At 66.2% G+C, this 26,177-nt stretch carries 25 protein-coding genes; 12 read left to right on the top strand and 13 right to left on the bottom strand.

The annotated features are described in order from the left end of the window. Positions 1-537: S8 family serine peptidase (locus AC1DRD_RS20425; protein ID WP_478042831.1), on the top strand; the 537-nt coding region annotated here is incomplete at its 5' end. Between the two features lie 77 nt (positions 538-614). On the opposite strand, the gene AC1DRD_RS20420 is transcribed toward AC1DRD_RS20425, so the two are convergent. The 6 genes from AC1DRD_RS20420 to kdpF all read right to left on the bottom strand — a co-directional run bounded on the left by AC1DRD_RS20420 (position 615) and on the right by kdpF (position 7,354). Continuing rightward, positions 615-1,664 carry a LacI family DNA-binding transcriptional regulator gene (locus AC1DRD_RS20420; protein ID WP_478042830.1) on the bottom strand — a complete coding sequence of 350 codons (1,050 nt, stop codon included), beginning with the start codon at positions 1,662-1,664 and terminating at the stop codon, positions 615-617. 109 nt (positions 1,665-1,773) lie between these two features. After that, complete coding sequence (locus AC1DRD_RS20415; protein WP_478042829.1) at positions 1,774-2,466, bottom strand: response regulator; 693 nt, start codon at positions 2,464-2,466, stop codon at positions 1,774-1,776. A gap of 294 nt (positions 2,467-2,760) precedes the next feature. Then, positions 2,761-3,357 (bottom strand): potassium-transporting ATPase subunit KdpC, encoded by a 597-nt coding sequence (gene kdpC / locus AC1DRD_RS20410; protein ID WP_478032043.1) that lies wholly within the window; start codon positions 3,355-3,357, stop codon positions 2,761-2,763. 129 nt (positions 3,358-3,486) lie between these two features. Then, on the bottom strand, positions 3,487-5,508 hold the full coding sequence (kdpB, locus tag AC1DRD_RS20405) for a potassium-transporting ATPase subunit KdpB (protein ID WP_478042828.1): 2,022 nt from the start codon (positions 5,506-5,508) through the stop codon (positions 3,487-3,489). Positions 5,509-5,520: 12 nt separating this feature from the next. Continuing rightward, positions 5,521-7,254, bottom strand: a complete 1,734-nt coding sequence (gene kdpA / locus AC1DRD_RS20400; protein WP_478042827.1) for a potassium-transporting ATPase subunit KdpA — start codon at positions 7,252-7,254, stop codon at positions 5,521-5,523. Positions 7,255-7,264: 10 nt separating this feature from the next. After that, positions 7,265-7,354, bottom strand: a complete 90-nt coding sequence (gene kdpF / locus AC1DRD_RS20395) for a K(+)-transporting ATPase subunit F (protein WP_066809408.1) — start codon at positions 7,352-7,354, stop codon at positions 7,265-7,267. A gap of 257 nt (positions 7,355-7,611) precedes the next feature. On the opposite strand from kdpF, the gene AC1DRD_RS20390 reads away from it, so the two are divergent. From AC1DRD_RS20390 to AC1DRD_RS20380, 3 genes are all read left to right on the top strand, one after another. Further along, positions 7,612-10,233: a DUF4118 domain-containing protein gene (locus tag AC1DRD_RS20390; protein WP_478042826.1), complete on the top strand. Its 2,622-nt coding sequence runs from the start codon at positions 7,612-7,614 to the stop codon at positions 10,231-10,233. Between the two features lie 149 nt (positions 10,234-10,382). Continuing rightward, on the top strand, positions 10,383-10,982 hold the full coding sequence (locus AC1DRD_RS20385) for an alpha/beta hydrolase (RefSeq protein WP_478042825.1): 600 nt from the start codon (positions 10,383-10,385) through the stop codon (positions 10,980-10,982). A gap of 318 nt (positions 10,983-11,300) precedes the next feature. Further along, complete coding sequence (locus AC1DRD_RS20380; RefSeq protein ID WP_478042824.1) at positions 11,301-12,962, top strand: ATP-binding cassette domain-containing protein; 1,662 nt, start codon at positions 11,301-11,303, stop codon at positions 12,960-12,962. A 79-nt stretch (positions 12,963-13,041) separates the two neighbouring features. Here AC1DRD_RS20380 and ypfJ read toward each other — a convergent pair whose 3' ends face one another. Next, on the bottom strand, positions 13,042-13,965 hold the full coding sequence (gene ypfJ, locus AC1DRD_RS20375; RefSeq protein WP_478032053.1) for a KPN_02809 family neutral zinc metallopeptidase: 924 nt from the start codon (positions 13,963-13,965) through the stop codon (positions 13,042-13,044). Between the two features lie 107 nt (positions 13,966-14,072). On the opposite strand from ypfJ, the gene AC1DRD_RS20370 reads away from it, so the two are divergent. The 5 genes from AC1DRD_RS20370 (at position 14,073) to AC1DRD_RS20350 (ending at position 18,868) form a co-directional block, all read left to right on the top strand. Then, positions 14,073-15,206, top strand: coding sequence for a patatin-like phospholipase family protein (locus tag AC1DRD_RS20370; protein ID WP_478042823.1), 1,134 nt, complete (start codon positions 14,073-14,075; stop codon positions 15,204-15,206). A gap of 13 nt (positions 15,207-15,219) precedes the next feature. Further along, positions 15,220-16,005, top strand: a complete 786-nt coding sequence (locus AC1DRD_RS20365; RefSeq protein ID WP_478042822.1) for a 3-hydroxybutyrate dehydrogenase — start codon at positions 15,220-15,222, stop codon at positions 16,003-16,005. 76 nt (positions 16,006-16,081) lie between these two features. After that, the gene (locus tag AC1DRD_RS20360; protein ID WP_478042821.1) at positions 16,082-16,699 is read left to right on the top strand and encodes a DUF4893 domain-containing protein; all 618 of its coding nucleotides are present in this window, start codon (positions 16,082-16,084) and stop codon (positions 16,697-16,699) included. Between the two features lie 320 nt (positions 16,700-17,019). Then, a complete protein-coding gene (locus AC1DRD_RS20355; RefSeq protein WP_478042820.1) occupies positions 17,020-18,411 on the top strand; it encodes a helix-turn-helix domain-containing protein in 1,392 nt (463 codons plus the stop codon). A gap of 1 nt (position 18,412) precedes the next feature. Then, on the top strand, positions 18,413-18,868 hold the full coding sequence (locus AC1DRD_RS20350) for an AAC(3)-I family aminoglycoside N-acetyltransferase (RefSeq protein ID WP_478042819.1): 456 nt from the start codon (positions 18,413-18,415) through the stop codon (positions 18,866-18,868). 3 nt (positions 18,869-18,871) lie between these two features. Here the strand turns inward: AC1DRD_RS20350 and AC1DRD_RS20345 are convergent, their stop codons facing one another. Further along, complete coding sequence (locus AC1DRD_RS20345; RefSeq protein ID WP_478042818.1) at positions 18,872-19,759, bottom strand: LysR substrate-binding domain-containing protein; 888 nt, start codon at positions 19,757-19,759, stop codon at positions 18,872-18,874. Between the two features lie 89 nt (positions 19,760-19,848). On the opposite strand from AC1DRD_RS20345, the gene AC1DRD_RS20340 reads away from it, so the two are divergent. Continuing rightward, the gene (locus tag AC1DRD_RS20340; RefSeq protein WP_478042817.1) at positions 19,849-20,376 is read left to right on the top strand and encodes a lipocalin-like domain-containing protein; all 528 of its coding nucleotides are present in this window, start codon (positions 19,849-19,851) and stop codon (positions 20,374-20,376) included. Between the two features lie 138 nt (positions 20,377-20,514). Next, positions 20,515-22,110, top strand: a complete 1,596-nt coding sequence (locus AC1DRD_RS20335) for an isocitrate lyase (protein ID WP_478042816.1) — start codon at positions 20,515-20,517, stop codon at positions 22,108-22,110. A gap of 245 nt (positions 22,111-22,355) precedes the next feature. Here the strand turns inward: AC1DRD_RS20335 and AC1DRD_RS20330 are convergent, their stop codons facing one another. Beyond that, positions 22,356-23,045: a helix-turn-helix transcriptional regulator gene (locus tag AC1DRD_RS20330; protein WP_478042815.1), complete on the bottom strand. Its 690-nt coding sequence runs from the start codon at positions 23,043-23,045 to the stop codon at positions 22,356-22,358. A gap of 86 nt (positions 23,046-23,131) precedes the next feature. Between AC1DRD_RS20330 and AC1DRD_RS20325 the strand changes: the two genes are divergently transcribed. Further along, a complete protein-coding gene (locus tag AC1DRD_RS20325) occupies positions 23,132-23,536 on the top strand; it encodes a GFA family protein (RefSeq protein ID WP_478042814.1) in 405 nt (134 codons plus the stop codon). Positions 23,537-23,600: 64 nt separating this feature from the next. Here AC1DRD_RS20325 and AC1DRD_RS20320 read toward each other — a convergent pair whose 3' ends face one another. Genes AC1DRD_RS20320 through AC1DRD_RS20305 form a run of 4 tightly spaced genes read right to left on the bottom strand, consistent with a single transcriptional unit; the run spans position 23,601 to position 25,886 of the window. Beyond that, the gene (locus tag AC1DRD_RS20320) at positions 23,601-24,425 is read right to left on the bottom strand and encodes a protein phosphatase 2C domain-containing protein (RefSeq protein ID WP_478042813.1); all 825 of its coding nucleotides are present in this window, start codon (positions 24,423-24,425) and stop codon (positions 23,601-23,603) included. 23 nt (positions 24,426-24,448) lie between these two features. Next, positions 24,449-25,393, bottom strand: a complete 945-nt coding sequence (locus AC1DRD_RS20315; protein ID WP_478042812.1) for an aldo/keto reductase — start codon at positions 25,391-25,393, stop codon at positions 24,449-24,451. Further along, complete coding sequence (locus AC1DRD_RS20310; RefSeq protein WP_066821613.1) at positions 25,390-25,587, bottom strand: hypothetical protein; 198 nt, start codon at positions 25,585-25,587, stop codon at positions 25,390-25,392. Before AC1DRD_RS20310 ends, AC1DRD_RS20315 begins: the two co-directional genes overlap by 4 nt. Beyond that, positions 25,587-25,886 (bottom strand): hypothetical protein, encoded by a 300-nt coding sequence (locus AC1DRD_RS20305; RefSeq protein ID WP_478032074.1) that lies wholly within the window; start codon positions 25,884-25,886, stop codon positions 25,587-25,589. Before AC1DRD_RS20305 ends, AC1DRD_RS20310 begins: the two co-directional genes overlap by 1 nt. Positions 25,887-26,177 lie beyond the last annotated feature (291 nt).

Below are 26,177 nucleotides of genomic sequence, written 5' to 3'. Positions count from 1 at the left end.
GCGTGCTGGCAGACCGCCGCCGGCCCTACGCTTTGCAACAGCCTTAGCCTGGCGCGCGCGCTGCAATTCGCGATCGACCACAATGCCGAGGTGATCAACCTCAGCCTCGCCGGGCCGGCAGACCCGCTACTCGCCCGGCTGATCGCCATCGCGATATCGCGCAACGTCTCGGTGGTCGCGGCATTCGATCCGTCCTTGCCCCAGGGCGGATTCCCCGCATCCTTGCCCGGTGTCATCGCCGTCGCCGACGAATCTTTGCAGTCTTTGCCCGCGCGCGTGTACATTGCTCCCGGCCGCGACGTGCCGACGACACAACCGGGGGGTAAATGGTACCTCGTCAATGGCAGTTCCTATGCGGTCGCGCATGTCAGCGGGCTGATCGCGCTGGTGCGCCAGTCCAGCGGTCGCGCGACACGGATCGCGCTCAACCGCATGGCGGGCGGCGCGATCGACGCCTGCGCGACCCTGGTCGGGACATCGCCGGGCTGTGATTGCTCGTGCGCGATCGACCACCGGCTCGCGGGGAAGCCGCGCTGACGGCGAGCGCGGGCTGGAGTTTCTGACGCACCGCTTAAATCTTGCGACGGGCGCGGTATCACCCGCCGGCTCAGACTCTAACTGCTTCCCCGAACCGCCAATTGCACGGGAACGAACGCCTTTCCGGTTCCGCCCGCCGGTTCTGTCGGTCCGAACAGCGCCTCGACCAACATCTCGCCCGCGCTTGCCACGTCCTGTTCGATCGTCGTCAGCGCTGGCGTGGATTGGCGCGCGCCGAAACCACCGTCGAAGCCGACAATCGCGACGTCCGCGGGAATGCGGATGCCCGCTTCCTGCAAGCCGCGCATGATGCCCGAGGCAAGCGTATCCGACGCCGCGAACACGGCGTCGATCGGGGGGGTTATTGCCAGCAATTGCGCGGCCGCCGCTTCTCCCTGCGCGTGGCGGTCGTCGATCGGCGGTGCCGTCGCCTCGATCGGGGTCAGGCCGTGTTTCGCCAGCACATCGAGATACCCCTGCCGCCGCAAGCGAAACGCCTGATGCGCCTCCCAGCCGGGTCCAACGAACGCGATCCGCCGGCGGCCGGCACCTATCAAATGCTCGACCGCCAGCACGCCCGCCGCATGATTGTCGGCGCGGACGATCGGTAGAGAGTCATCCGGCGCGCCCCAGGCGACGAGGTTGCTGCCGGCCTGCCGCGCGCGGGCGAAATAGTCCCAGGCCGAGCGGTTCGCGGCGGTGCCAATCACGATCAGGCCGTCGGCTTCGCGCCGTTGTTCGAAGTCGCTGCGCAGCGAGTCCTGCGTGCTCTGATACGATAGCAGGATACCCATGCCGCGCCGCGCCGCCGCCGCCTCGACCGCGCCCAATATGTCGAAATAGAAGGGATTGAGCGCGCGCCGCTCGAGTTCCGATGATGTCAACAGAACCACCGCCACCGTCCCGACCGCACCGCCGCGGAGCCTGACCGCCCGGCTGTCGGGGCGATAGCCGAGCTCTGCCGCCGCGCGGGCGACGCGGTCGCGCGTCTCGGCCGTGATCGAGGCGTCACCGCGCAAGGCGCGCGACACGGTCGATTGCGACACCTGGGCAAGCGATGCGACGTCGAACGAGGTAGGGCGATGCGCCCGCTCGCTGGTCCTCTCCTCGTCGAATTCGGTTTGCATCGGGATGCAATTATCGACGTTGCCGGCGGACCTGTCTCTAAAATTCGACCTCGCGCGATCAGAAGCGCAAGCAATGGTGGCGAGGGGGAGCGCCAGTATGCCGCGTCCGCTAGCGGACGCCGGTCAGCCGATAGCCCACGCCGGGCTCATTGGTGATCAGCCGCGGTCGCGCGGGGTCGGCTTCCAGTTTCTGGCGCAGGTTGCGCACGACGATGCGCAGATAATCGACATGGTCCTCATGCGCCGGGCCCCAGACCGTGCGCAGCAGCTGGCGATGTCCGATCACGCGGTCGGGCCGCCTGGCGAGTTCGGCGAGAACGTCATATTCCTTGGGGGAAAGGTGGACTTCCTCACCGTCACGCCGGACGCGGCGGCGCTCGAGATCGATCTCGATTTCGCCTGCGATGACGATCGTCTGCCCTGCTTCGCCCGCGATGCGGTGGCGCAGCGCCGTGCGGACGCGTGCGAGCAATTCCTCGGTGTCGAACGGCTTGGTCAGATAATCGTCGGCGCCGAGATCGAGCGCGGCGACCTTTTCCGAAACATCCTCGCGCGCCGACACGACGATGACCGTCGCGCCGGCCCGGACGCGGAACAACTGGATCAGTTCGAGCCCGTCGCGGTCGGGCAGGCCGAGGTCGAGCAGGACGAGTGCGGGCTTGTCGATATCGGCGGCCGACAGCGCTTCGCGTGCGGTCGCGGCCTCGGTCACCGCATAACCGGCGCGCTCAACCGCCACGCGCAGCAGGCGGCGGATATGCGCATCGTCCTCGACGATCAGGATCCGGGGCTGGGCGGCCATTTAGGGTGCAGACCGGTTACCAATGAGGTCGAGATGGAGACGAAAAAGGCTGCTGGGAGAGAGGACGCGCAGCCAGATAGCGATGTCTATCTGGCAAGCGTCCGACCGCTCCAGCGGCCTTTTTCGTCCCACCGCCCAATTCAACGACAAAGGGCGGCAGCCATGTCCGGGCGCTGTGGCGCGTCGGAGCGCTCGAACGGGGGAAAACCCCCGTTCTTCGCACTCCTCCTCCCACAGCATCCCGGACATGGCTGTCTCGATCCTCATTGGTAATCGGTCTGCACCCTAGCAACGTTACGGGCGCGGCGCGATCCGGTCGAGGGCAAGATTGAGGGCAAGGACGTTGACGCGTGGCTCGCCGAGGAATCCGAGCAAGGGATAGGCAGTGTTGTCGGCGACGACCTGGCGCAGCTTGGCGGGGTCGATCCCGCGCGCCTTGGCGACGCGCGACACCTGGAACAAAGCCGCCTCGGGGCTGATATCGGGATCGAGCCCCGAGGCGGAGGCCGTCACCAGATCGGCGGGTACATTGGAACCTGGTGCGGGAGCGGATGCCTTGGCCGACGCGATGTCGGCTTTGACGCGGTCGACGAGCGCCTGGCTGGTCGGGCCGAGATTGGAGCCGGACGAGGCGGTGGCGTCATAGCCATTCTTGCCCGCGGCCGAGGGGCGGCCGTGGAAATAGCGGTCCGAGGTGAAGCCCTGGCCGATCAGCGACGAGCCGATGATAGTGCCCTTGGCATCGCGGATCAGGCTGCCGTTTGCGGCGCCGGGGGCGATCAGCTGACCGACTCCGGTGATCGCGGCGGGATAGGCGAGGCCGAGCAGGGCGGCGAACAGCAAGGTCAGCACGAGGGCTGGGCGGAGGGCGGTGGTGAAATCCTTGAGCATGTCTTTCTTCCTTTCTAGCCCCTCCCCTTCAGGGGAGGGGTTGGGGTGGGGCAGTGCCGCGGGCAATGTGCTCTGCGAGGCATCCCCCACCCCCAACCCCTCCCCTGAAGGGGAGGGGCTTTGTTGCGGCTAGGCTAGCCCCAGCCCGCCCACCGCCAGGTCGATCAGCTTGATCCCGACGAACGGCGCGAGCAGGCCGCCGAGGCCGTAGACGGCAAGGTTGCGCGCGAGCAGCGGCCCGGCGCCGATCGCTCGATATTTGACGCCCTTGAGCGCCAGCGGGACTAAACACGGGATGATCAGCGCGTTGAAGATGATCGCCGACAGGATCGCCGAGCGCGGGCTGCCGAGCCCCATCACGTTGAGCACGCCGAGCCCCGGATAGAGCACGACGAACATCGCCGGAATGATCGCGAAATATTTGGCGACATCGTTGGCGACCGAGAAAGTGGTCAGTGCGCCCCGAGTCATCAGCAGCTGTTTTCCCAGCCCGACGATCTCGATCAGCTTGGTCGGGTCGCTGTCGAGGTCGACCATGTTGCCGGCTTCTCGTGCCGCCTGCGTGCCGGTGTTCATCGCCACCCCGACATCGGCCTGCGCCAGAGCAGGGGCGTCGTTGGTGCCATCGCCGCACATTGCGACCAGCTTGCCGCCGGTCTGTTCGGTGCGGATCAGCGCCAATTTGTCCTCGGGTGTCGCCTCGGCGAGGAAGTCGTCGACGCCAGCTTCGGCGGCGATCGCGGCGGCGGTCAGCGGGTTGTCGCCGGTGATCATCACCGTGCGGATCCCCATGCGGCGCAGCTCGGCGAAACGGTCGCGGACGCCCGCCTTGACCACGTCCTTGAGCGCCACCGCACCCAGCAGCCGGCCGTTGCGGACCACGGCGAGCGGAGTCATGCCGCCGCGGGCGATCTCGTCGGTCGTGCGCTTGATCTCGACCGCGCCGGGAGTGTCGGCGCCGAGCATCCTGAGGATCGAATCGACCGCGCCCTTCAACACCTTGTCGTCGCCGACCTTGACGCCCGAGCTGCGCGTCTGCGCGGTGAAGGGGATGATCTCGGCGTCTGCCGGCAAGGTGGTGGCGAGCGCGAACTTCTCGCGAGCGAGCGTGACGATCGAGCGGCCTTCGGGCGTCTCGTCGGCCAGGCTGGCGACCATCGCCGCCTCGGCCAGCGTCTTTACATCGACGCCGGTCAGCGGGCGGAACTCGCTCGCCTGGCGGTCGCCGATCGTGATCGTGCCGGTCTTGTCGAGCAGCAAGGTATCGACGTCGCCTGCCGCCTCGACCGCGCGGCCCGATTTGGCGAGCACATTGAAGCGGATCAGGCGATCCATGCCGGCAATGCCGATCGCGGACAGCAAGGCGGCGATAGTGGTCGGGATCAAGGTGATCAGCAGCGCCGCGAGGATCGCGACGGGAACGCTGCCGCCGGCATAGCTGGCGAAACCGGGGATCGTGCCGACCGCGATCAGGAAGATGATCGTCAGTCCGACGAGCAGGATGGTGAGCGCGATCTCGTTCGGCGTCTTCTGCCGCTCGGCGCCTTCGACGAGAGCGATCATGCGGTCGAGGAATCCCTGACCCGGCTCCTGCGTCACGCGGACCTTGATCCGGTCGGAGATGACGCGGGTGCCCGCGGTCACCGCCGAGCGATCACCGCCCGCCTCGCGGATGACGGGAGCGGATTCGCCAGTGATCGCGGCTTCGTTGACGCTGGCGACGCCCTCGACCACTTCGCCGTCGGCGGGGATCAGGTCGCCGGTTTCGACCAGCACCATCTCGCCCTTCTGGAGGCGCCAGGCCTCGACCATGCCCCAGGTGTCGCCAACGCCGGTCAGGCGCTTGGCCTGGAGCTCCGACTTGGTGGCGCGCAGGGATGCGGCCTGGGCGCGACCCCGACCTTCGGCCAGCGCTTCGGCGAAGGTGCCGAACAACACGGTCAGCCACAGCCAGACGATCAGCTGGGCCTGGAAGCCGACGGGCAGCTGCTCGCCGCCGAGCGCGAGCAGGACGGTCAGCAGCAACGCGATCACCGCGGTAGTGAACAGCACCGGGTTCTTGATCAGCTGGCGCGGATCGAGCTTCTTGAAGGAGTCGCCGATCGCCGGGACGACCAGGTTCGCCGAGAACATCGAGGTAGCGGTTGTCATCTTGGGTTACTCTCAGAAGAGCTGGCCGTGGATCATCGCGAGATGATCGGCGATCGGTCCGAGCGCGAGGCTCGGCAGGAAGGTGAGACCGCCCAGGATCAGGATGATCCCGACCAGCAGGCCGACCCACAGGCCGCCGGTGGTCGGGAACGATCCCGCGCCGGCCGGCGTGTATTTCTTGGCCGCCAGGCTGCCGGCGATGGCGAGCACGGGGACGATCACGAAGAACCGTCCGACCCACATCGCAACCCCGAGCAGGCCGTTATACCAGGGCGTGCCCGCGGTCAGGCCGGCAAAGGCGGAGCCATTGTTCCCGGTCGCCGAACTGAACGCGTAGAGGATCTCGGTAAAGCCGTGCGGTCCCTTGTTGAGCGGGCCCGCGAGGCCGTCGGGCATCACAGCCGACAAAGCGGTGAAGCCAAGGATCGACAGCGGCAGCACCGCGATCGCCAGCACCGCGAGCTTGACTTCACGCGCTTCGATCTTCTTGCCGACATATTCTGGCGTGCGGCCGACCATCAGCCCGGCGACGAACACCGCCAGGATCGCGAACAGCAGAAAGCCGTACATCCCCGAGCCGACCCCGCCGACGACGATCTCGCCCAACTGCATGTTGAACAGCGGGACCAGGCCGCCCAACGCGGTCAGGCTGTCGTGCATCGCGTTGACTGCACCGCACGAGGCGGCCGTGGTGACCGCGGTGAACAAGGCGCTCGCGGGGGTACCGAAGCGGACTTCCTTGCCTTCCATGTTCGGACCCGCGAGGCCGAGATGATGGAGGACCGGGTTACCCGCGGCTTCCTGCCAATAGACGACGATGGCGCCGGCGAGGAACAGGATGGTCATCGCGCCCAGGATCGCCCAGCCTTGGCGCGTATCACCGACCGCCTTGCCGAACGTATAGGTCAGCCCGACGCCGATCGCGAAGATCGACAGCATCTGCACCATGTTGGTCATCGCCGAGGGATTCTCGAACGGATGCGCCGAATTGGCGTTGAAGAAGCCGCCACCATTGGTGCCGAGCATCTTGATCGCTTCCTGGCTGGCGACCGGACCCATCGTGATGGTTTGCTTGACGCCTTCCAGCGTGGTCGCTTCGATCGACATGGCGAAGGTTTGCGGCACGCCGCTCAACAGCAGATAAAGCGCGTAAACGACGCTGATCGGCAGCAGCAGATAGAGCGTGATCCGGGTGATATCGGCCCAGAAATTGCCGATACCGGGCGACGCGGTGCCGCCCGACCCCGGGTTGGGGGAGGGGCGCCGGGCGAACCCGCGGAACAGCGCGAACGCGATGGCGATGCCGGTCGCCGCGCTGAGGAAATTGTGGATCGTCAGCGCCATCATCTGGCTGAGGTTCGACATGGTCGATTCGCCGACATACCATTGCCAATTGGTGTTGGTGACGAAGGCGATGGCGGTGTTCATCGAGCCATCCGCGCCGACCCCGGGTAGCTTGCTCTGATTGAACGGCAGGAAGCCCTGCGCGCGCAGGATCAGATAGGTCAGCAACACCGTGATCAGCTGGAAGACCAGCATATGAACGGCGTAGCGACGCCAGCTCTGGTCGGTGTCGGGATTGATCCCCGACAGTCGGTAGAATCCGCGCTCGACCGGGCCGAGCACGACGTGAAGCGGCGTGCGCCGCCCCTCGTAAAGCGCGAACAGCCACAGCCCGATCGGCTTGGCCAATGCCGCCAGCACGGCGACGAAGAGCGCGATCAGCGCCCATCCCTGAAGCGTCATGGAAATATCCTCAGAAGCGTTCGGGCCGCACGAGAACGGCGACGAGGTAGATCAGCAGGCCGAATGCGGTCAGCCCAGCGAGCGCGAGGTGCAGGTTCATTTCAGGCGTTGTCGCACAGGCGCACGAAGGCGAGCGTCGCCAGGAACAGCCCGCCGAGTATGGCGAGCCAGATGATGTCGGGCATGATCGGCCTCCTATTGGTCGGCCGGCGAGATAGGAGGGTAGGGCATTAAGGTGCGCGGGCGAAAGCGTGGCCGCGGCATTAAGAAGCCATTAGAATCGAGCCGTCGTGACTTGCCTTATCCGCGGTTCATGCCGATCCCGTGCTCTGCTTTCGACACTGGAGTTTTGCGCACTTGCCCGACGATAATCGCCCTTCCCCCGACGCGCTGCTCCGCGCCGCGAAAGCCGAAGAGCGCGGGCGGCTGAAGATCTTCCTCGGCGCCGCGCCCGGGGTCGGCAAAACGTTCGAGATGCTGCGCGAAGGCGCCGAGCGCCAGCGCGCCGGAATCGACGTGGTGGTCGCGGTGGTCGAGACGCACGGCCGCGCCGAGACCCAGGCGCTGGTCGAACCGCTCGAGATTATCGCGCGCCGGCCGATCGACTATCAAGGGCACCAACTCGAGGAAATGGACCTGGACGCCGTGCTGGAGCGCCGGCCGCAGCTCGTCCTCGTCGACGAATTCGCCCACACCAATGCACCGGGCAGCCGTCACCCCAAGCGCTGGCAGGACGTGATGGAGCTGCTCGATGCGGGGATGGACGTCTATACCACGCTCAACGTCCAGCACGTCGATAGCCTCAACGACGTCGTTGCGAGCTTCACCCGCGTGCGGGTGCGCGAAACCGTCCCCGACAGCGTGTTCGACGGCGCCGAGGTCGAGGTGGTCGATCTGCCGCCCGACGAGCTGATCGAGCGGTTGAAAGCAGGCAAGGTTTACATTCCGGCCGAGGCGACCCGCGCGCTCGACCGCTTCTTCTCCAAGGCCAATCTGTCGGCGTTGCGCGAAATGGCGTTGCGCCGCGCGGCGCAGAGCGTCGATCAGGCACTGACCGAGCATCTCGATACCCATGCCGTGACGGGAACCTATGCCGGCGGCGAGCGCGTGCTGGTGGCGGTCAGCGAGCTGCCGGGCGCGGACACATTGGTTCGCGCCGCCAAGCGTTTGGCCGATGCGTTGAAGGCGCCATGGCAAGCGGTGTTCATCGAAACGCCGCGTGCCGCCGGGTTCGGCGAGGAGCAGCGGCGCCAGATCGCGGACATGTTGGGGCTCGCCTCCAGCCTGGGCGCGACGATCGCCACCGTACCGGCCGAAAGCGTCACCGCCGGCCTGCGCGACCAGATCGCCGAGGCACGGATCACGCAATTGGTGATCGGCAAATCGAGCCGCAGCTGGTGGTTCGCCTTGCGCCATCGCTCGGTGGTCGAAGCGATGCTGGCGACAGGCGAGGGCCTGGCAGTCCATGTCATTCCGGCCGGCGATGCGCCGCAGCGGATCAGGACCAGCGTTCCACGCGGCGACTGGAGCCTCGCGATCGACGCGTTCGTGCCGCTGATGTTGGTGGCCATGACGACGATCCTGGCCCGGGCGGCCGAGCCGTGGATCGGACCCGGCGGGATCGACCTCATCTATCTGTTGCCGGTGATCGTGGCGTCGGCGCGCCTCGGACTGTGGCCTGGCGTCGGCACCGGCATCTTGGCGGGACTGGCCTATAATTTCTTCTTCCTGCCGCCGCTCTACACCTTCACCATCGCCGATCCGCAGAGTGTGCTGACGATGTTCGTCCTGATCGGCATCGCCACCTTCACCGCCAATCTGACCGGCCGGCTCCGAGTGCGCGCGACGATCGGTGCACGCAGCGCGCACGAGAACGCCGCGGTGGCGGGGTTCGGCCAGGCGCTGGCCCGCGCGTCGGATTGGCGGACGACCAGCGAGACGATCTGCAGCGAAGCGGCGCGATTGCTCGGCGTGACCGTGATCCTGCTCGACCAGCGCGACGGCGAACTCGAGTGCATCGCTTCGGCACCCGGCCCGACGCCGGAACTCGGCACGGTCGATCGCGCCGCCGCCGACTGGGCGTGGAGCAGGGGCGAGGCGACCGGAGTCGGCACCGCAACCTTGGTCTCCGCCGATTGGCAGTTCCAGCCGCTCAAGACATCGCTCGGCGTGCTCGGCGTGGTGGGCTTGCTCGCCGAGGATGGCGGCAACCCGGTCGGTGCGGATCGCGCGGTGCTGCTGACCACCTTGCTGGGCCAGGCCGCGCTCGCACAGGAGCGCCTGAAGCTCGAGGACCAGTTGCGCGACGTATCGGTCTTGCGCGAGCGTGACCGGTTGCGCGCGGCATTGCTGTCGTCGATCGGACACGATCTGCGCACCCCGCTGACCTCGGTCGCCGCCTCGGTCGACGCCCTGGCGCGGCAATATCCCGATGCCGCGGCAGTGCCGTTGGCGCGCGCCGATATCGCGCGGCTGCGGCGCTTCCTCGACAATCTGCTCGACATGGTGCGGCTCGATACGGGGGCGCTGGTGATCTCCCCAGAGGCGATCGACCTGACCGACGCGGTGGCCAGTGCGGTCCACGATCTCAAAGACTTGCTGCGTGGCGTGCATATCGATTTACAGGTGCCGGTGGACTTGCCGCTGGTCCGTGCCGACCCGACTCTGCTTCACCATGTGCTGATCAACCTGCTCGCCAATGCCGCGATCCATGGCGGCGACGGACGCGTCGCGATCATCGGCAAGCGGATGCCGGACGCCGTCTTGCTGGCGGTGCGTGACCACGGTCCCGGACTGGAGCCGGGATCGGAAAAACGCGTGTTCGATACCTTCGCGCAGGGGCGCGGCAGCGACCGCAGCGGCGGTAGCGGGTTGGGCCTCGCCATCGCCAAGGGGTTCGCCGAAGCGATGCAGGTCGGTATCGCCGCCCGCAATCACCCCGATGGCGGGGCTGAGTTCTCGCTGGCCTTCGCCGTGTAACCGGTTTTTTTCCGGTCCGGCTCTGCCGCACCTCAATTCGTCGCAAGGCGTTTGTACATCAAATCGATCGGAATAGCTTTGCATCAGGCGCCGCCGAGTCGGAGGCGCTCGCAAGAACAGAGGCGACGCGCCCGCTTGGGAGAGCTGTCATGGATCGCGACTTCGATACGTCGTTCGACAAGCCTGTTCCGATTATCGTCTCGGTCAAGGGCGATACCCAGATCGCGGCGCGCTTGCAGCGCGTCGAACTCGATCTTTCCCGCTTCCACAGCGGGCGCTGGGCATTGCAGCTCGATGCTGTGATGGCCAATCGCGCCGAGCCCGCCGTCATCCTGGCGCAGGGCGTGGCGTGCCTGGCGGTGGCGTGGTGGGCGCAGCTCTCGCCGCGCTCCTACCTGCGCAACATCCGCGGCGCGGTGCTATTGTCGCCGCTAAGCTATGGCTTCGGCCAGTCGGCGATCGCGCGCAACGTGCGGCTGAGCCCCGCGACCAAGCTGCCGTTTCCGTCGATCGTCGCCTGCGATCCGTCGCCCGCGGTCGAACAGGTGCTGGCGCTGGCCGACAGCTGGGGAAGCCGCTTCGTCGACGCCAGCAGTCTCATGCCCGGTCACCCGAGCAATCGCAGCGCGACCGGCACCCATGCCGAGCAAAGGCTGGTCGACCTGCTCGCGACGCTTGGCGGCGATGCTTTTACGAGTCCGGCGCCGGCGCCCATCGAACAGGAACGGCTGCTCTCGCTGGTCGATTAGGGTAACGATAGTCCGGCTTTCAGACTCCCCTCCCTGCAAGGGAGGGGTTGGGGGTGGGTGCGCGCGTCTGCGCGCCCAAAAAGACTCATCGACCTACCGGCAAAACAGCGCCGGACGAGGCATCGAGCCTCGCCCGACGCTAAACCCACCCCTTGATCCCCTCCCTGCAAGCAGGGAGGGGAAATTTGAACGTCGCCCCGCACTGGATTGCCAAGCTCAAAACATGTCTTGCGATACCCATCACGCAGCGGTGACAGCGGCGCGCTTCGCCCCTAACAAGGCGCGGTGACCGGGGGCGACGCCACAAGAACGCTGCGAATGATGCTGGCGATCACGCGTGCCCTGGCCGCGATGAGCCCGCGACGGACGGCGACCGCCTTGGGCCTCGCGCTTAGCGGCGCCGCGGTCGAAGGTGCAGGCCTGTTGCTGCTCGTGCCTATCCTGACTGTGGTGACGGGCGGTGGCCCCGGCTGGGTGCATCGCTATGCCGCGAAATGGGGCATTGCCGGCACCCCGCATCTGATCGCGTGGATGATGATCGCCTTCATGGTGATGATGGTCGTGCGCGGGTTGGTGCTCTATGCGCGCGATCTTTCGATGCAGGCGCTCCAGGCGCGCTTCGTCGATGCCCAGCGCCTGCGCGTCCTGCGCGCGCTGGCGGTCGCGCCGTGGCGGGAAATCGCTGCGCTCGATCATTCGCGGACGACGACGTTGATCGGAATCGACGTGATGCGGATCGGCGTCACGGCACAGCAGCTGATCCAGATGACTGTCGCCTTGATCTCCACGCTGGTGCAGCTTGCCGTCGTCGCCGCGCTCGCGCCCGTACTGGCGTTGATCGCGGGCGTGGCGATGGTGATCGGGGCGGTGCTGATCGCGCTCAACCAGGCGCGCAACCACAGTAGCGGCGAACTGGCGATGCGCGCGGGCCAGAACATGATGAGCAACGCCAGCAGCTTTCTGGGCGGGCTCAAGATCGCCGCCGCGCAGCAGATGCGCGATCGTTTCGTCGACGAATTTGCCGCATCGCAATCGGTCGCGCGGCGGCGGCAATTGTGGTTCCAGCGCGACCAGGCGCGGGCGCGCTTGTGGTTTACCTTGGGATCGGCGGTGGCGTTGGCGGGCGTGGTGCTCGCGGGCGTCAACCTTCTGGGCGTGCCGCCGGCGCGGCTGATCATCGTCGTCCTGGTGTTCGGGCGGATGGTGGGGCCGGCCCAGGCGATCCAGCAATCGATCCAGCAAGTCGCTTATGGCGTCCCCGCGTTCGAAGCGGTGCGCGAGGCGGAACGGCATTTCGGCGCGTTCGCGCAGGCCGAGGCCGACGTGCCACCCCGCGGACCGATCGAGCTGTCGCTCGTGACCTATCGCCATCACGGCGGCGGTGGCGTGGGCGACGCGACGCTGACCATCGCCGAAGGATCGATCACCGGGCTGACCGGCGCGAGCGGGGGCGGCAAGACCACCTTGGTCGACATCATCACCGGCCTGCTCGAACCGCAACAGGGCACGATCACCGTCGGCGGCCGCGCGCTTGGCAGCGGCTGGGGCGGGGCGATTGCTTATGTTCCGCAGGACGGCTTCCTGTTCCATGACAGCGTGCGCCGCAATCTCGATTGGGGCGACGAGACGATCAGCGAGGAGATGATGCACGCAGCAATCGAGATGGTCGGCGCGACCGCAATCGTGGCGCGGATGCCCAGGGGGATCGATAGCATCGTCGGCGAACGGGGTGCGCTGCTGTCGGGCGGTGAACGCCAGCGCTTCGCCATCGCCCGCGCGCTGCTGCGCAAGCCGCGCCTGCTGGTGCTCGACGAGGCGACCAACGCGATCGACCAGGGCAGCGAGGGCGATTTGCTAAAGCGTCTGGCCGCACTCGACCCGCGCCCGACTATCCTGATCGTCGCGCATCGCGATTCGAGCTTGCGGCTGTGCGACACGCTGATCCGCGTCGATGACGGCGTGGCGCGGGTGGAGGGGTGACATCCTCCACATCAACGTCACGCCGGGCGTTACTCAGTGGACCCCGGCACAAGGCCGGGGTGACGGTCGAGGGCTAAGTCTAGATCGCCCCCGCGAAGGTATCGCACTGATGGTAGTCTCCGCTGTCGAGGCCGCGCTTCAGCCATGTCATCCGCTGCTGCGAGGTGCCGTGTGTGAAGCTGTCGGGGACTACGCGACCCTGCGTTTCCTTTTGCAGCGTGTCGTCGCCGATCGCCTTGGCCGCGGTCATGCCTTCCTGGAGATCGTCGGGATCCATGCGATTGCGGTTCTGCGCCGCCCACACGCCGGCGAAGCAATCGGCCTGGAGCTCGAGCATCACCGATAAGCGGTTGCCTTGGGCCTCGCTCGAGCTGCGTTGCAGCCGCGTTACGCGATCGGAAATGCCCAACAAACTCTGGATATGATGGCCGAATTCGTGCGCGATGACGTAATCCTGCGCGAAGTCGCCGGGCGCGCCGAAGCGCTGCGACAATTCCTGGAAGAAGCTGGTGTCGAGATAGATGCCCTGGTCGCCGGGGCAATAGAATGGCCCCATCGCCGATTGCGCGGCGCCGCAGCCCGACTGGCCGTTGCCCGAATAGAATACCAGCTTGGGGGCGACGAAGCGCTGACCCTGTTGCTGGAAGATCGCCGCCCAAGTCTTGTCCGCCGAACTGAAGGCATTGCACGCGACCTTGGACGACGCGTCGAGGGTGCAGCTCGACCGGACGTCGCTGCCGCCGGCGGTGCGGCTCGCTTCGGTCGGTGCGCGACTGCCGCCGGTGCTGCCGGTGTCGGCGAATTGCAGGCCGCCGCTGAACACGAAGAACAGCCCGATGACGACCGCGACGCCGAGGCAGCCGAACCGGTTGAAGATGAAGGGCAGGAAGGCGAACAGCAGTCCACCGCCCCCTCCACCGCCGCCGAATCCGCCGAAACCGCTGCCGCCCTGGCCACGCTGATCCTCGACATTGATGTTGGGATCGAAGTCGTCGAGCCGCATCGGCTGCCCCTTTTGTCGTTTTCGTCGCGTATCAAAATGCGCTCCAACGCCCATGGTTGCAATCGCCCGATTGATCGACTCGGGCTCTTGGCCCATGCGGGCTCGCGATGGCCGATACCAAAGCCCGCCGCCGCGCCAAGGCGCTCCCCTTGCCCGAACAGGTGGCATTGGTGCTTCAGGGCGGTGGTGCGCTCGGCAGCTATCAAGCCGGCGTCATCGAAGGGCTGGAGTCCAATGGCATCGAGCTCGACTGGGTCGCGGGCATTTCGATCGGCGCGGTCAATGCCGCGATCGTCGCGGGCAACCCGCCCGAGCGGCGAGTCGAACGGCTGACCGCATTCTGGGACAAGGTGACGAGTTCGCTGCCGAGCTTCCCGATCTTCCCCGACGACATGGTGCGCGAGGCGTTGCACGAATGGTCGGCGGGCTTTGTGATGCTGGCCGGCGTCCCAGGCTTTTTCTCGCCGCGCGGCCTGGCGCCGGTGATGGCGGCGCCTGGGACCGACGCCGCGCTCAGCTTCTACGACAGCGCGCCGCTCCGCGACACGCTCAACGAGCTGGTCGACTGGGATTTGCTCAACGACGGGCCGGTCAGGCTGTCGGTCGGCGCGGTCGATGTCGAAAGCGGCAATTTCCGTTATTTCGACAATCGCCTCGATCGGATCGACGCGCGCCACATCATGGCCTCGGGCGCGCTGCCGCCGGGGCTTCCTCCGGTCGAGATCGAGGGTCGGCTGTGGTGGGACGGCGGGCTCGTCTCCAATACCCCGCTCAGCCATGTGCTCGATCACCAGGCCGAAGCCCTGCTGGTGTTCCAGGTCGACCTGTTCCCGTCGATCGCGGTGCGGCCGCGAACGATCATGGACGTAATGGCGCGCGAAAAGGAAATCCGCTTCTCGAGCCGCTCGCGCGAAATCTCGACGCAATTGATGCGGCTGCGCAAGGATCGCGAGATCGCGCGGCGCGTGCTCGCCAAGTTGCCGCCCGAAATGGGCAACGACCCCGACGTTCGCGCGCTGGCCGAGCGATCGGCCGAATATCCGGTCAATCTGGTCCATCTGATCTATCGCGCCAATGCCTGGGAAGGCGGCGCGCGCGATTTCGAATTCTCGGCGCGGACGATGCGCGAACATTGGCAGGCGGGCAGCGAAGACGTCGCCGCGACGATGGCCAATGCCGAACTGGTCGCCGAGAACATCATCGACGGCAAGACCGCCGCCTTCGACCTCACCCCCCGTTAAGGAGAAGACCCGCATGTTCCTCAAGGGCAAGAGCGCCATCGTCACCGGTTCGACCTCGGGCATCGGACTGGCCTATGCCAAGGCGTTCGCCGCCGAGGGCGCGAGCGTGATGATCAACGGCTTTGGTGACGCTGCCGCGATCGAGAAGGAACGCGTCGCGCTGGAGGCGACGAGCGGGGCGAAGGCGCTGTACGATGCCGCCGACATGACCAAGGCCGAGGCGATCGAGGCGATGGTCAAGCGCTGTCATGACGAGCTTGGCGGGCCGGACATCATCGTCAACAATGCCGGCATCCAGCACGTCGCGCCGATCGACGAATTCCCGACCGACAAATGGGACGCGATCATCGCCATCAATCTGACCAGCGCGTTCCACATGATGCACGCGTCGATCCCGTACATGAAGGCGGCGAAATGGGGGCGGATCATCTCGACCGCCTCGGCGCACAGCTTGGTCGCCAGCCCCAACAAATCGGCCTATGTCGCCGCCAAGCACGGCATCGCCGGCCTGACCAAGACCGCGGCGATCGAGGTCGCGACCGACGGGATCACCGTTAATGCGATCTCGCCCGGTTATGTCTGGACGCCGCTGGTCGAGAACCAGATCCCGGACACGATGAAGGCGCGCGGTCTGACGCGCGAGCAAGTGATGAACGACGTGCTGCTCGCCGCTCAGCCGACCAAGGAATTCGTCACGCCCGAGCAAGTCGCGGCGCTCGCGCTGTTCCTGTGCCGCGACGAAGCCAAGTCGATCACCGGTGCCAATATGACCGTCGACGGCGGCTGGACCGCGGCCTGACGTCTTTTCAGCTTGCTGAAACCGACTCTAACGTATCGCCTGCGCAACCATCCCTTCGGTGGTTGGTTGTCTCGGCATGAAAAGGGCGCATTTCGGGGCGCTGATAGGTGCCCTGTTCGTGGTCGCGGTCGCTCCGGCGATGGCGAAAGACGACATACCGGCGGACTGGCGGCGCGTGGCGACGGCGGACGACCGCGTGCGGTTGCGCAATACGCGTCAAGCGTGGCTGGATGCGCTCGCCAAAGCACGCGCGGCGGGCCAGGGTAAGACGATCGCCGCGCAAGGCGTGTTGTTCGATCCTGATCGAGCTCTGGTAGGTGCCAAGCCACCCGCCGGCGATTATCGCTGCCGCGTCTTCAAGCTCGGCGGACAGCGGCCGGGCAATCGCGACTTCACTGCCTATCCCGCCTTCCGCTGCCGCATCGATCCCGAAGGCGAGATGCTGAGTTTCTACAAGATCGGCGGGTCGCAGCGCCCCGCGGGGCTGGTGTTCGACGACGACCGCTATCGCCAGATATTTCTCGGCACACTATCGCTCGGCGACGAAGAGAATCCGATGGATTATGGCCGCGATGCCAATCGCGACATGGCGGGGATCGTCCAGCGGATCGGGCCGCGGCGTTGGCGGCTGGTGCTGCCCTATCCGCATTTCGAATCTTTGCTCGACGTGGTCGAATTGGTGCCGATCGACTGATCCTCGGCGTGCCGCGGCACGGGTCAGCCCTCCGCACCCGCCGCTGCAGGATTTTGACAAAGAAAATGCCCGCCGAGATCGACCCGGCGGGCATCCTTTCCTCCCCAGGAAAGTCGGAAACCTTACAAGACTGAAGCGCAGACGCTCGTCTCTGAGCGGGCAACTGGCCGAATTTCGCGCGTTGGGCGATATCGCATCGGTCCGTGCCGAGGTCGGGCTGTCGACCGATCGGGCGACATTGCCAGTCGGTATGTAAAGTATTGACAATTGACCGCCGCCGCCGGATCGCTGCCGCCGGGCAATTCTATTCGGGGACTAGCATGGCCGATCGCAAATTGCTGGCAGGGCACGCGGTCCGACGGTTGCGTCGGCGCGCTGGACTGACTCAGGCGGCGATGGCGGAGATGCTCGTCATCTCGCCCAGCTATCTTAATCTAGTCGAGAAGAATCAGCGCCCGCTATCAGCGGCGTTGCTCGTCAAGCTTGCCGAGACATTCGATTTCGATCCGCGCGCGCTGGCGGCGGGCGAGCCCGGCGGCGGCGCGGCGGCGATTCGGCGTCGGCTCGCCGATCCGATGTTCGCCGACCTTGAGATCGACCGTAACGAAGTGGAGGAATGGTTGGCAGGCGCGCCCGGCGGCGCCGAGGCCTTTGCGCGCGTGTTCGATCGGCTGGGACAAGGCGCGGCGACGGGGGAGGCGGGTGGGTCGACTGACGCGATCGCCGAATTGCGCAAGGAGATCGAGCGCTGGCGCGGCCATTACGCCGATCTCGATGCGGCGGCAGAGGCGCTGGCCGACGAGTTGCGGATGGGCGCCGGCGACCTTTACGGCGCGATCGCCGAGCGCCTGCGGGTCAAGCACCAACTGACCATCCGAATCCTGCCGGTCGACGTGATGCCCGATCTGCTGCGGCGGACCGATCTCCACGCCCGCCAGCTGCAAGTGTCCGAGACGCTCGATGCCGCCAGCCGTACTTTCGCCGCGGCCTATCAACTCGGCCAGATCGAGGCGCGATCGATGGTCGAGGCGCTGGTTCAGGGTGCAGCGTTCGCCGACCGGGCGGGCGAGCGACTCTATCGCCGCTATCTCACCAGCTATTTCGCCGCGGCCGTGATGATGCCTTATGCCCGTTTCCTGCGCGCCTGCGAGGCGACCGGCTACGATCTCGAACTGCTGCAGCGGCGCTTCGGCGCGGGCTTCGAGCAGGTCGCGCACCGGCTGACCACGCTCCAGCGCGTGGGCGCGCGCGGGCTGCCCTTCTTCATGGTGCGGATCGACCGCGCCGGTCAGGTCTCGAAGCGCTTTTCGGGCGCGAGCGGTTCGCCGTTGGTCGAGAGCGACCGGCGTTGCCCGCTCTGGCGGGTGCATTCGGCGTTCGATCGGCCGGGCGACCTTGCGGTCCAGCTGGTCGAACTCGAGGACGGCGCGCGCTGGCTGACGCTCTCGCGCACCGTGACGCCGCAGGGCCGCCGTTACGGCGCGGTGCAGGCGGAATTCGCGGTCGGACTCGGCGTCGCGGCGGACGTGGCGGGCGGCATGGCGGCGGCACGGGGAATCGACCTGAAAGGCGAGGCGACCCCGATCGGTCTGGGATGCCGCGCCTGCGCGCGCCCATCCTGCCCGCAACGCAGCGCCGCGCCGGCGGGCCGCGCCTTGCTGGTCAACGAACGCGAACGCGGGGTCAGTCCGTTCACCTTTGGCGGCGATTGAGATGGCCGCGGCGGAGATCAGATCGCTCGGGCCCGCCGATTTGTCGCTGATGCACCAGATGCTCGGCATGTTCGGCGCGGCGTTCGAGGATCCGGCTGGCTATGATGATGCGCGACCTGACGACGCCTGGCTCGCGCGCCTGCTCGGCGGCGAAAGCTTCATTGCGCTGGCGGCGTTGGCCGATGGCGCTGTGGTGGGCGGGATCGCCGCCTATGTCCTCGAGAAGTTCGGACAGGCGCGCCGCGAGATCTATCTCTACGATCTGGCCGTTGCCGAGCCTTATCGCCGGTGCGGCATCGCGACCGCGCTGATCGAGGAACTGAAGCGCGTGGCGAAAGCGCGCGGCGCTTATGTCATCTTCGTCCAGGCCGATTTGGGCGACGATCCCGCGATTGCCCTCTACTCGGGATTGGGCAGGCGCGAGGATGTGCTGCACTTCGATATCGATCTCGACTGAAGCTTAGCCGCCGGGCCGGTCGGTCATCGCGGCGGCAAGAATATCGTAGAGTTGCCGAGCGGCGGGCTCGAGGATGCGGCCGCCATCATGGATCGACAGGACGAACGGCTCGCCGGTCGGATCGGGAAGTCCCTGCTCGATGCCAAGGACGTGCAGATCCGCCGGGACGCCGACCGGAATGCGCAAGGTCACGCCGAGCCCGGCTTCGACCGCGGCCCACAGGCCGCGCGCGCTCGCGCTGGTCAGCACGACGCGCCACGGGATGCCGGCGGCTTCCAGCAAGGCAAGTGCACGCTGACGAAAGAAGCAGGGCGCTTCGGTCAGGATGAGTGGCAGCGGCTCGCCGCCCTCCGGATCCCAATGCAAGCGGCGGGGCGATGGTCCGATCCACACTGCCTTCAATGCGACCAGCGGCCGGGCATCGGCGCGGTCGGTCTGGTTCATGGCGAGCGCGACGTCGAGCTCGCCGCGGTCCAGTCGGTCGACGAGCGCACGATTGCGATCGACGATCGTTTCCAGGCGCACGCCCGGATGCGCGCGATTGAATCGCCCGAGCACGTCGGGAAGCCAGGTTTCGGCGAGATCGGGGGGCAGGCCGAAGCGCACCTGACCCTGCGCGGCCGTACCCCGGACCGCGATCAGCGCTTCGTCGTTGAGGTCGAGGATGCGGCGCGCATAAGCGAGCAGGATTTCACCGGCCGGCGTCGGCGCCAGGCCGCGGCCCTGTTTCGCGAACAGCGGCTCTCCGACCTGGTCCTCGATCTTGCGGATTTGTTGGCTGACCGCCGATTGCGATCGCCCGACGCGCTCCGCGGCGCGGCCGAAACCGCCCAATTGCTCGGCCAGCACCAGCGTCCGGAGCACGTCCATGTCGAGATTGGGCAATTGCATACTTCAGAATAACTGAAGTGAGGCATAAAAACTATTCGTTTTTGTGGATTGGAGGGGTCGGGTAGCGACGAAGAGGAAGGAGAATAAAGATGTTCAGACTGTTGCTACCGCCGCGCACGATCGAAGTGGCTGTCGCTGCTGTCCTGATTGGCGGGTCACTCGCCACGGCATCCGCCGCGGATGAGCGCCCGTCGCTGCCCCGCGCGCTGGTCGGTACCTGGTCGCTTGTCGCGGCGGATGTCCGGCATCCGGACGGCAGTATCGGCCGTGACTATGGGGCGGCGCCGCGCGGCAGCATGATGGTGGATGCTGCCGGCCGCTACGCGCTGATGATCTACAAGAGCGAACGGCCCCGCTTCGCCTCGGGCGACCGAGCCACCGGCACGCCCGAAGAATATCGCGAGACCGCGTTGGGGATGAGCGTGCATTATGGGACGTTGAGCGCGGACGTGAAGGCGCACACGCTGACCTTCGCGATCGAGCAAGCGAGCTTCGCCAATTGGAACGGGACGAGGCAGGTCAGGCAGTACGAGTTGCAGGGCAAGGTATTGCGCTACACCGTCGCCGCGCGCCCCAATGGCGACATCCCGATTTCGGTCTGGCGGAAGGTCGATTAGACTGTAAATTAGATTACATATTATCGGACGATTCTGCGCTCGTAGTCACATCATGACCACTATCGTCCTCGGGCTGCTGACGGCGAATCATGTAAATAGCTGTACATAACCTCGTATCACTACAAGCGAGGACGTACCGTGACCTACCAAGATTCGATCGCTGCTACCGGCCAGCTCATCAAGAGCCACAACGGCACCTGGGACGGGATCGGCGCCGAGGCGGTGGCGCGGATGCAGATCCAGAACCGGTTCCGCACCGGGCTCGACATCGCGCGCTATACGGCAGCGATCATGCGCCGCGACATGGCGGCCTATGATGCCGATCCGGCCAACTACACTCAGTCGCTCGGCTGCTGGCACGGGTTCATCGGTCAGCAGAAGATGATCAGCATCAAGAAGCATTTCGGCTCGACCGAACGCCGCTACCTTTATCTGTCGGGCTGGATGGTCGCCGCATTGCGCTCCGATTTCGGACCGCTTCCGGATCAGTCGATGCACGAGAAGACGAGTGTTCCCGCGCTGATCGAGGAACTCTACACCTTCCTGCGTCAGGCCGACGCGCGCGAACTGGGGATGATGTTCCGCGACCTCGACAAGGCGCGCGAGGCGGGCGACGAAGTTGCCGAACAGCGATTGCTCCACGCGATCGACAATCACCAGACGCACGTCGTGCCGATCATCGCCGACATCGACGCCGGCTTCGGCAATGCCGAGGCGACCTATCTGCTCGCCAAGAAGATGATCGAGGCCGGTGCCTGCGCGCTGCAGATCGAGAATCAGGTGTCGGACGAAAAGCAATGCGGGCATCAGGACGGCAAGGTCACCGTGCCGCATGAGGACTTCCTGGCGAAGGTCCGCGCGTGCCGCTACGCCTTCCTCGAGCTCGGCGTCGAGGACGGCATCATCGTCACGCGCACCGACTCATTGGGGGCGGGCCTGACCAAGCAGATCGCGATCAGCCACGCGCCCGGCGATCTTGGCGACCAGTATAACTCGTTCCTCGATTGCGAGGAGATCGCGATCGGCGACCTCAAGGCCGGCGACGTCGTGATCGAGCGCGACGGCAAGCTGGTCCGTCCGAAGCGATTGAAGTCCAACCTCTATCAGTTCCGCGAAGGGACCGGCGCCGATCGTTGCGTGATGGATTGCATCGCCTCGCTGCAGAACGGTGCCGACCTGTTGTGGATCGAAACCGAGAAGCCGCATATCGAGCAGATCGCCTCGATGGTCGACCGCATCCGCGAGGCCGTGCCCAACGCCAAGCTGGTCTACAACAATTCGCCCAGCTTCAACTGGACGCTCAATTTCCGCCAGCAAGTCTATGACGCCTGGGTCGAAGCCGGCCGCGACGTGTCGGGCTATGATCGCGCGAAGCTGATGAGCGTGGATTATGACGCGACCGATCTCGCGGCCGAGGCCGACGAGCGGATTCGCACCTTCCAGGCGGATGCCGCCAAGCGGGCGGGGATCTTCCACCACCTGATCACCTTGCCGACCTATCACACCGCTGCTTTGTCGACCGACAATCTGGCCAGGGAATATTTCGGCGAGGCCGGGATGCTGGGCTATGTCAAGAACGTCCAGCGCGAGGAAATCCGTCAGGGCATCGCCGCGGTGAAGCACCAGAACATGTCGGGCAGCGACCTGGGCGACGATCACAAGGAGTATTTCGCAGGAGAGGCGGCGCTCAAGGCGGGCGGCGCGCACAATACGATGAACCAGTTCGCGGCGTGATCGAGCGGGATAGCGCAGGCTATTCCGCGCTCGCGCTCGCGCCCGGCCGGCGGGGCCACAACCCCGACTGACGACGCGGCTTTGCCGCGGCGTTACCGGCAACAATATAATCGCGGCCTGGCCGCGACGTTCGCCGCGTCAGCCCCCGCATGCGGCGAACCAGGGACGGCCCGGAGGAAGTAGCCCCTCCGGGCCGTTTCGTTTTTTAAAGAGAGACCGGAAGGGCAAGGCGACACCGCGCCGACTTACGCCGCGCCGTCGCGGAAGCGATCGAGCCATTGCGCCCTGAGCGCAGCCGGCCGCACCGGATGACGATCCTTCAGGACATCGGCCGCGACGATGCGGTCGAGGCGGAACGACCGGAAATCCTCACGCAGCTCGCACCAGGCGGCAAGCAGCCGCGCGGCGTCGAGATAGCCGATCGCTACCGGCCAGACGATGCGCTCGCTGACCCGATCCTGCTCGTCGCGATAGGTGAGGCGAATCTTGCTGCCGCTTCGAATGGCGGTGCGCAATCGGCTAGCATCGACGCTATCCGGCACGATCCGCCAGCCCGGCGCGGTGCGCGCCACGGCATCGGTGATCAGCGGGACCATCTCGTTCGGCACGACCGCGGCTATCTTGGCGAGCAGGTCGCGGGCGGCGCGCGCCAAAGCGGGATCGCCATGCCCTTCGACCCATTGCGCGCCAAGCGCGGCGGCCTCGGCCTCTTCGGGTGTCAGCATCAGCGGCGGAAGGTCATAGCCGTCGTCGAGTACATAGCCGATCCCGGCTTCCCCGCGCACCGGCACGCGCTGCCCCATCAACGCGGCGATATCGCGATAGACCGAGCGTTTCGAGGTCTCGAGCTCGATGGCGATCGTCTCGGCGGTGATCGGTCGCCGCTCACGACGGAGGATCTGGACGATCTGGAACAGGCGGTCGGCGCGTCGCATTTCGGCTCTTTAGCTGCACGATGCTGACAGCATGGTGGCAGCAGGGTGGCAGTAAGTCGATTCCTGCGAACGACAGGAGACCAGGGATGTTGAAGACCTATCACGGCAGCTGCCATTGCGGCGCGGTGCGTTTCGAGGCGGATATCAATCTCGCCGCCGGCACCGGGAAATGCAATTGCTCGATCTGCACCAAGCGCCGCGCTTGGGGTGCGCTACTCAAGCCCGACCAGTTCCGGCTGCTGTCGGGCGCCGACAATCTGTCCGATTATCAGTTCGGGACGAAATCCGGCCATCACCGCTTCTGCAAGACCTGCGGCGTCGCGTCGTTCGGCGATGGTTATGTCGAGGCGATCGGCGGCGATTACGTATCGGTCAACGTCAATTGCCTCGACGACGTCAGCGATCAGGAACTGGCGGAGACGCCGGTCAATTTCGCCAACGGGCGCGACAATGCCTGGTGGGAACCGCCGGCCGTGACCTCCTACCTGTGACTAGCGCGCGAGCTTGCGCCGCCGGTCAAGGCCCGGCGACGACGGGTTTGGTCGTGACCAAGGATTACGCGGCGACGCGCAGCCAGATCGCGGTGGCGTCGTCGCCCTGCTTGAACCGCGGCCAGCGCAGGCATTCGGCATCGTCGGCCTCGGCGGCGCGCAGTTGCGCGGCGATGCCGGATAGCCCGCCTTCGGCGAGCAGGCCGGGCAGCGCCGCTTGATCGATCAGGCGATAGAGATCGGTGACCGCGGCGAAACCGTCGCTCATCAGCAGCAATTCGTCGCCGGCCACACAAGGCTGGCTCGAATAATAGATGTGCTCGGCACCCGCCGGGTCGACCCCGAGCACCAGCCGGTCGGGGCGGCTGCGCGCCGTCCGCAGCACGTCGAGCACCGGCGCCGCGCGCTTGACCGATCCCAGGCCGTGATGCGCGACGCTCCGGGCGAGATCGGTCTCGTCGTCGCGGATATCGCGCTGCGGTCCGATCCGGGTCGCCTGGCCGTCGCGGATCAGCAGGGCCGCGCAATCGCCCAGCCAGGCGCAATCGATCACATTCTCGGCAATCGATACCGCGAGGAACGAGGCCGAAGGCAGTTCCCAGGTTTCGGGGGCACGTGTGCGTTGCTCGGCAAAAGCGGCGGCGACGCGCTCGAACACCGTCCGGCACATCTGCTCGATCGATCCGTCCTCCGGGGCGGCGGCGAAGGCGCGGTCCGCCTCTGCCGCGATCCACGCCGCGCCGCCGCGATTGCCGAGCAGCCCCGGTTCGCCGAGATCGGTCGCGCCGTCGATCACCCAGGCACAAGCGTGGCCCGCGCCGGCGCGGTCGTCATTCGCCTTGGAGGAATCGCCGGCGATCGACAGCGACTGGATCAGATCGAGGTGCATGTGCCCCCTTTAGCTTGCGGGAGTCAGGCGCCGGCGGCGTCGAGCTTGTCCAGCTGAGCCGCGCTGAGCGTCAAGTCCATCGCCGGGAGCAATTCCTCGAGTTGCTTCACGCTGGTCGCGCTGGCGATCGGCGCGGTGACGCCGGGTTGCGCGGCGAGCCAGGCCAACGCGATCTGCGCCAATGTCGCGCCGGTTTCCGCCGCCACCTCATCCATCGCCTTCAGAACCGCGGGGCCCTTGCCCTCGAGATAGGCGGTCATCCGCCCGCCGCGCACGCTCTTGCCGAGATCGTCGGCCGAGCGATATTTGCCGGTCAGGAAGCCCGAGGCGAGGCCGTAATAAGGCAGCAGGCCGATATTATATTCGACGCAATAATCCTGCAGTTCGCCTTCGAACTTGTGCCGGCTGACCAGATTGTATTCGGGCTGCAGCACCTGAAAATGCGGCAGACCGGCGGCGCGCGCGACGTCGTTGGCCGACTTGAGCCGCACGGCGTGGAAATTGGACGCGCCCAGTACCGCCACCTTGCCCGCCGCGACCAGCTTGGCGAACGCCTCCATATACGCTTCCTGCGGCGTCGCTTCGTCGTCCTGGTGGGCATAATAGAGCGCGATCTGCTCGACTCCGAGCCGCTGAAGCGACGCGTCGCACGCCTCCGCGATCCGCGCCGGCGCGAGCTTCTCGCCCGCCGCGCTCGGCAACATGCCGACCTTGGTGGCGACGCCGATCTTCTTGCCGCTCGACTTGATCCACTCGCCGATCACGTTTTCCGATTCGCCGCCTTTGTGGCCCGGCACCCAAGCCGAATAGACGTCCGCTGTGTCGACCAGCGTGCCGCCGGCATCGACGAAGGCGTCGAGCACGGCGAAGCTGGTCGCCTTGTCCGCGGTCCAGCCGAACACGTTACCGCCGAGGCAGAGCTTGGGCGTATGCAGATGGCTGGCGCCGAGACGGCGAAGATCGGTCATTGCGCGTTTCCTTGGTCGGACGGCGTCGGATCGGATGGCTGGGCCGGCACGGCAGTGTTGGCGTCGAGCATCGCCGCGGCGTCATTCAACGCGCGCTGGTCGTCGGCCGATACGCCGCCGGTATCGTCACGGCTCGAGCACGCCGCCATGCCCATCATGAGGGCGAGGCCGGCGAAAGCGAGGCGAGCGCGCATCAATCCTCGATCTCGTTGCCGGCATCCTTCAGCGCCTGACCGGCATCCTTCTTCGCATCCTTGGTCGCCTTGTCCATCTTGTTCGATGCGGCATCCATGTGGTTCTCGGCGGCGCCCAGCGCCGAATCGACCGCGGCGTCGGTGGTGTTGACCGCACGCGCCATCGTCGCATTGGCGTCACCGGCCATGGTGTTGGCCGCTTGCGCCGCTTCGTTCTGTGCCTTCTGGCTGCACGCGGCGATGCCGAGCATGGCGACGATCGCGAGCGACACGGCGAGTGTCTTGGGAGCCTTGGTCATCTATACTCTCCTGCGGAATTGATCGATTAGGGTGCGGACCTATTATTAATGAGGTCGAGATGGAGACGAAAAGGGCTGCTGGGAGAGAGGGCGCGCAGCCAGATAGCGGTGTCTATCTGGCAAGCGTCCGACCGCTCCAGCGGCCCTTTTCGTCCCACCGCTTCGCGGCAGCCATGTCCGGGCGCTGTGGCGCGTCGGAGCGCTCGAACGGGGGAAACCCCCCGTTCTTCGCCCTCCTCCTCCCACAGCATCCCGGACATGACTGTCTCGATCCTCATTAATAATGGGTCC

The organism is Sphingomonas sp. P4_G2 (genome assembly GCF_056401155.1).
This window is presented reverse-complemented; position numbering and strand designations above follow the sequence as displayed.

What these genes read in the sequence shown, in the direction of transcription:
- AC1DRD_RS20365 (WP_478042822.1), top strand. Translation starts at nt 15,220, where the DNA reads ATGTTCCTCAAGGGCAAGAGCGCCATCGTCACCGGTTCGACCTCGGGC.
- AC1DRD_RS20325 (WP_478042814.1), top strand. Translation starts at nt 23,132, where the DNA reads ATGTTGAAGACCTATCACGGCAGCTGCCATTGCGGCGCGGTGCGTTTC.
- kdpA (WP_478042827.1), bottom strand. Translation starts at nt 7,254, where the DNA reads ATGACGCTTCAGGGATGGGCGCTGATCGCGCTCTTCGTCGCCGTGCTG.
- AC1DRD_RS20350 (WP_478042819.1), top strand. Translation starts at nt 18,413, where the DNA reads ATGGCCGCGGCGGAGATCAGATCGCTCGGGCCCGCCGATTTGTCGCTG.
- AC1DRD_RS20340 (WP_478042817.1), top strand. Translation starts at nt 19,849, where the DNA reads ATGTTCAGACTGTTGCTACCGCCGCGCACGATCGAAGTGGCTGTCGCT.
- AC1DRD_RS20320 (WP_478042813.1), bottom strand. Translation starts at nt 24,425, where the DNA reads ATGCACCTCGATCTGATCCAGTCGCTGTCGATCGCCGGCGATTCCTCC.
- AC1DRD_RS20385 (WP_478042825.1), top strand. Translation starts at nt 10,383, where the DNA reads ATGGATCGCGACTTCGATACGTCGTTCGACAAGCCTGTTCCGATTATC.
- ypfJ (WP_478032053.1), bottom strand. Translation starts at nt 13,965, where the DNA reads ATGCGGCTCGACGACTTCGATCCCAACATCAATGTCGAGGATCAGCGT.
- AC1DRD_RS20345 (WP_478042818.1), bottom strand. Translation starts at nt 19,759, where the DNA reads ATGCAATTGCCCAATCTCGACATGGACGTGCTCCGGACGCTGGTGCTG.
- AC1DRD_RS20305 (WP_478032074.1), bottom strand. Translation starts at nt 25,886, where the DNA reads ATGACCAAGGCTCCCAAGACACTCGCCGTGTCGCTCGCGATCGTCGCC.
- kdpC (WP_478032043.1), bottom strand. Translation starts at nt 3,357, where the DNA reads ATGCTCAAGGATTTCACCACCGCCCTCCGCCCAGCCCTCGTGCTGACC.
- AC1DRD_RS20355 (WP_478042820.1), top strand. Translation starts at nt 17,020, where the DNA reads ATGGCCGATCGCAAATTGCTGGCAGGGCACGCGGTCCGACGGTTGCGT.
- AC1DRD_RS20370 (WP_478042823.1), top strand. Translation starts at nt 14,073, where the DNA reads ATGGCCGATACCAAAGCCCGCCGCCGCGCCAAGGCGCTCCCCTTGCCC.
- AC1DRD_RS20360 (WP_478042821.1), top strand. Translation starts at nt 16,082, where the DNA reads ATGAAAAGGGCGCATTTCGGGGCGCTGATAGGTGCCCTGTTCGTGGTC.
- AC1DRD_RS20420 (WP_478042830.1), bottom strand. Translation starts at nt 1,664, where the DNA reads ATGCAAACCGAATTCGACGAGGAGAGGACCAGCGAGCGGGCGCATCGC.
- AC1DRD_RS20415 (WP_478042829.1), bottom strand. Translation starts at nt 2,466, where the DNA reads ATGGCCGCCCAGCCCCGGATCCTGATCGTCGAGGACGATGCGCATATC.
- AC1DRD_RS20330 (WP_478042815.1), bottom strand. Translation starts at nt 23,045, where the DNA reads ATGCGACGCGCCGACCGCCTGTTCCAGATCGTCCAGATCCTCCGTCGT.
- kdpF (WP_066809408.1), bottom strand. Translation starts at nt 7,354, where the DNA reads ATGAACCTGCACCTCGCGCTCGCTGGGCTGACCGCATTCGGCCTGCTG.
- kdpB (WP_478042828.1), bottom strand. Translation starts at nt 5,508, where the DNA reads ATGACAACCGCTACCTCGATGTTCTCGGCGAACCTGGTCGTCCCGGCG.
- AC1DRD_RS20310 (WP_066821613.1), bottom strand. Translation starts at nt 25,587, where the DNA reads ATGCGCGCTCGCCTCGCTTTCGCCGGCCTCGCCCTCATGATGGGCATG.
- AC1DRD_RS20315 (WP_478042812.1), bottom strand. Translation starts at nt 25,393, where the DNA reads ATGACCGATCTTCGCCGTCTCGGCGCCAGCCATCTGCATACGCCCAAG.
- AC1DRD_RS20380 (WP_478042824.1), top strand. Translation starts at nt 11,301, where the DNA reads ATGATGCTGGCGATCACGCGTGCCCTGGCCGCGATGAGCCCGCGACGG.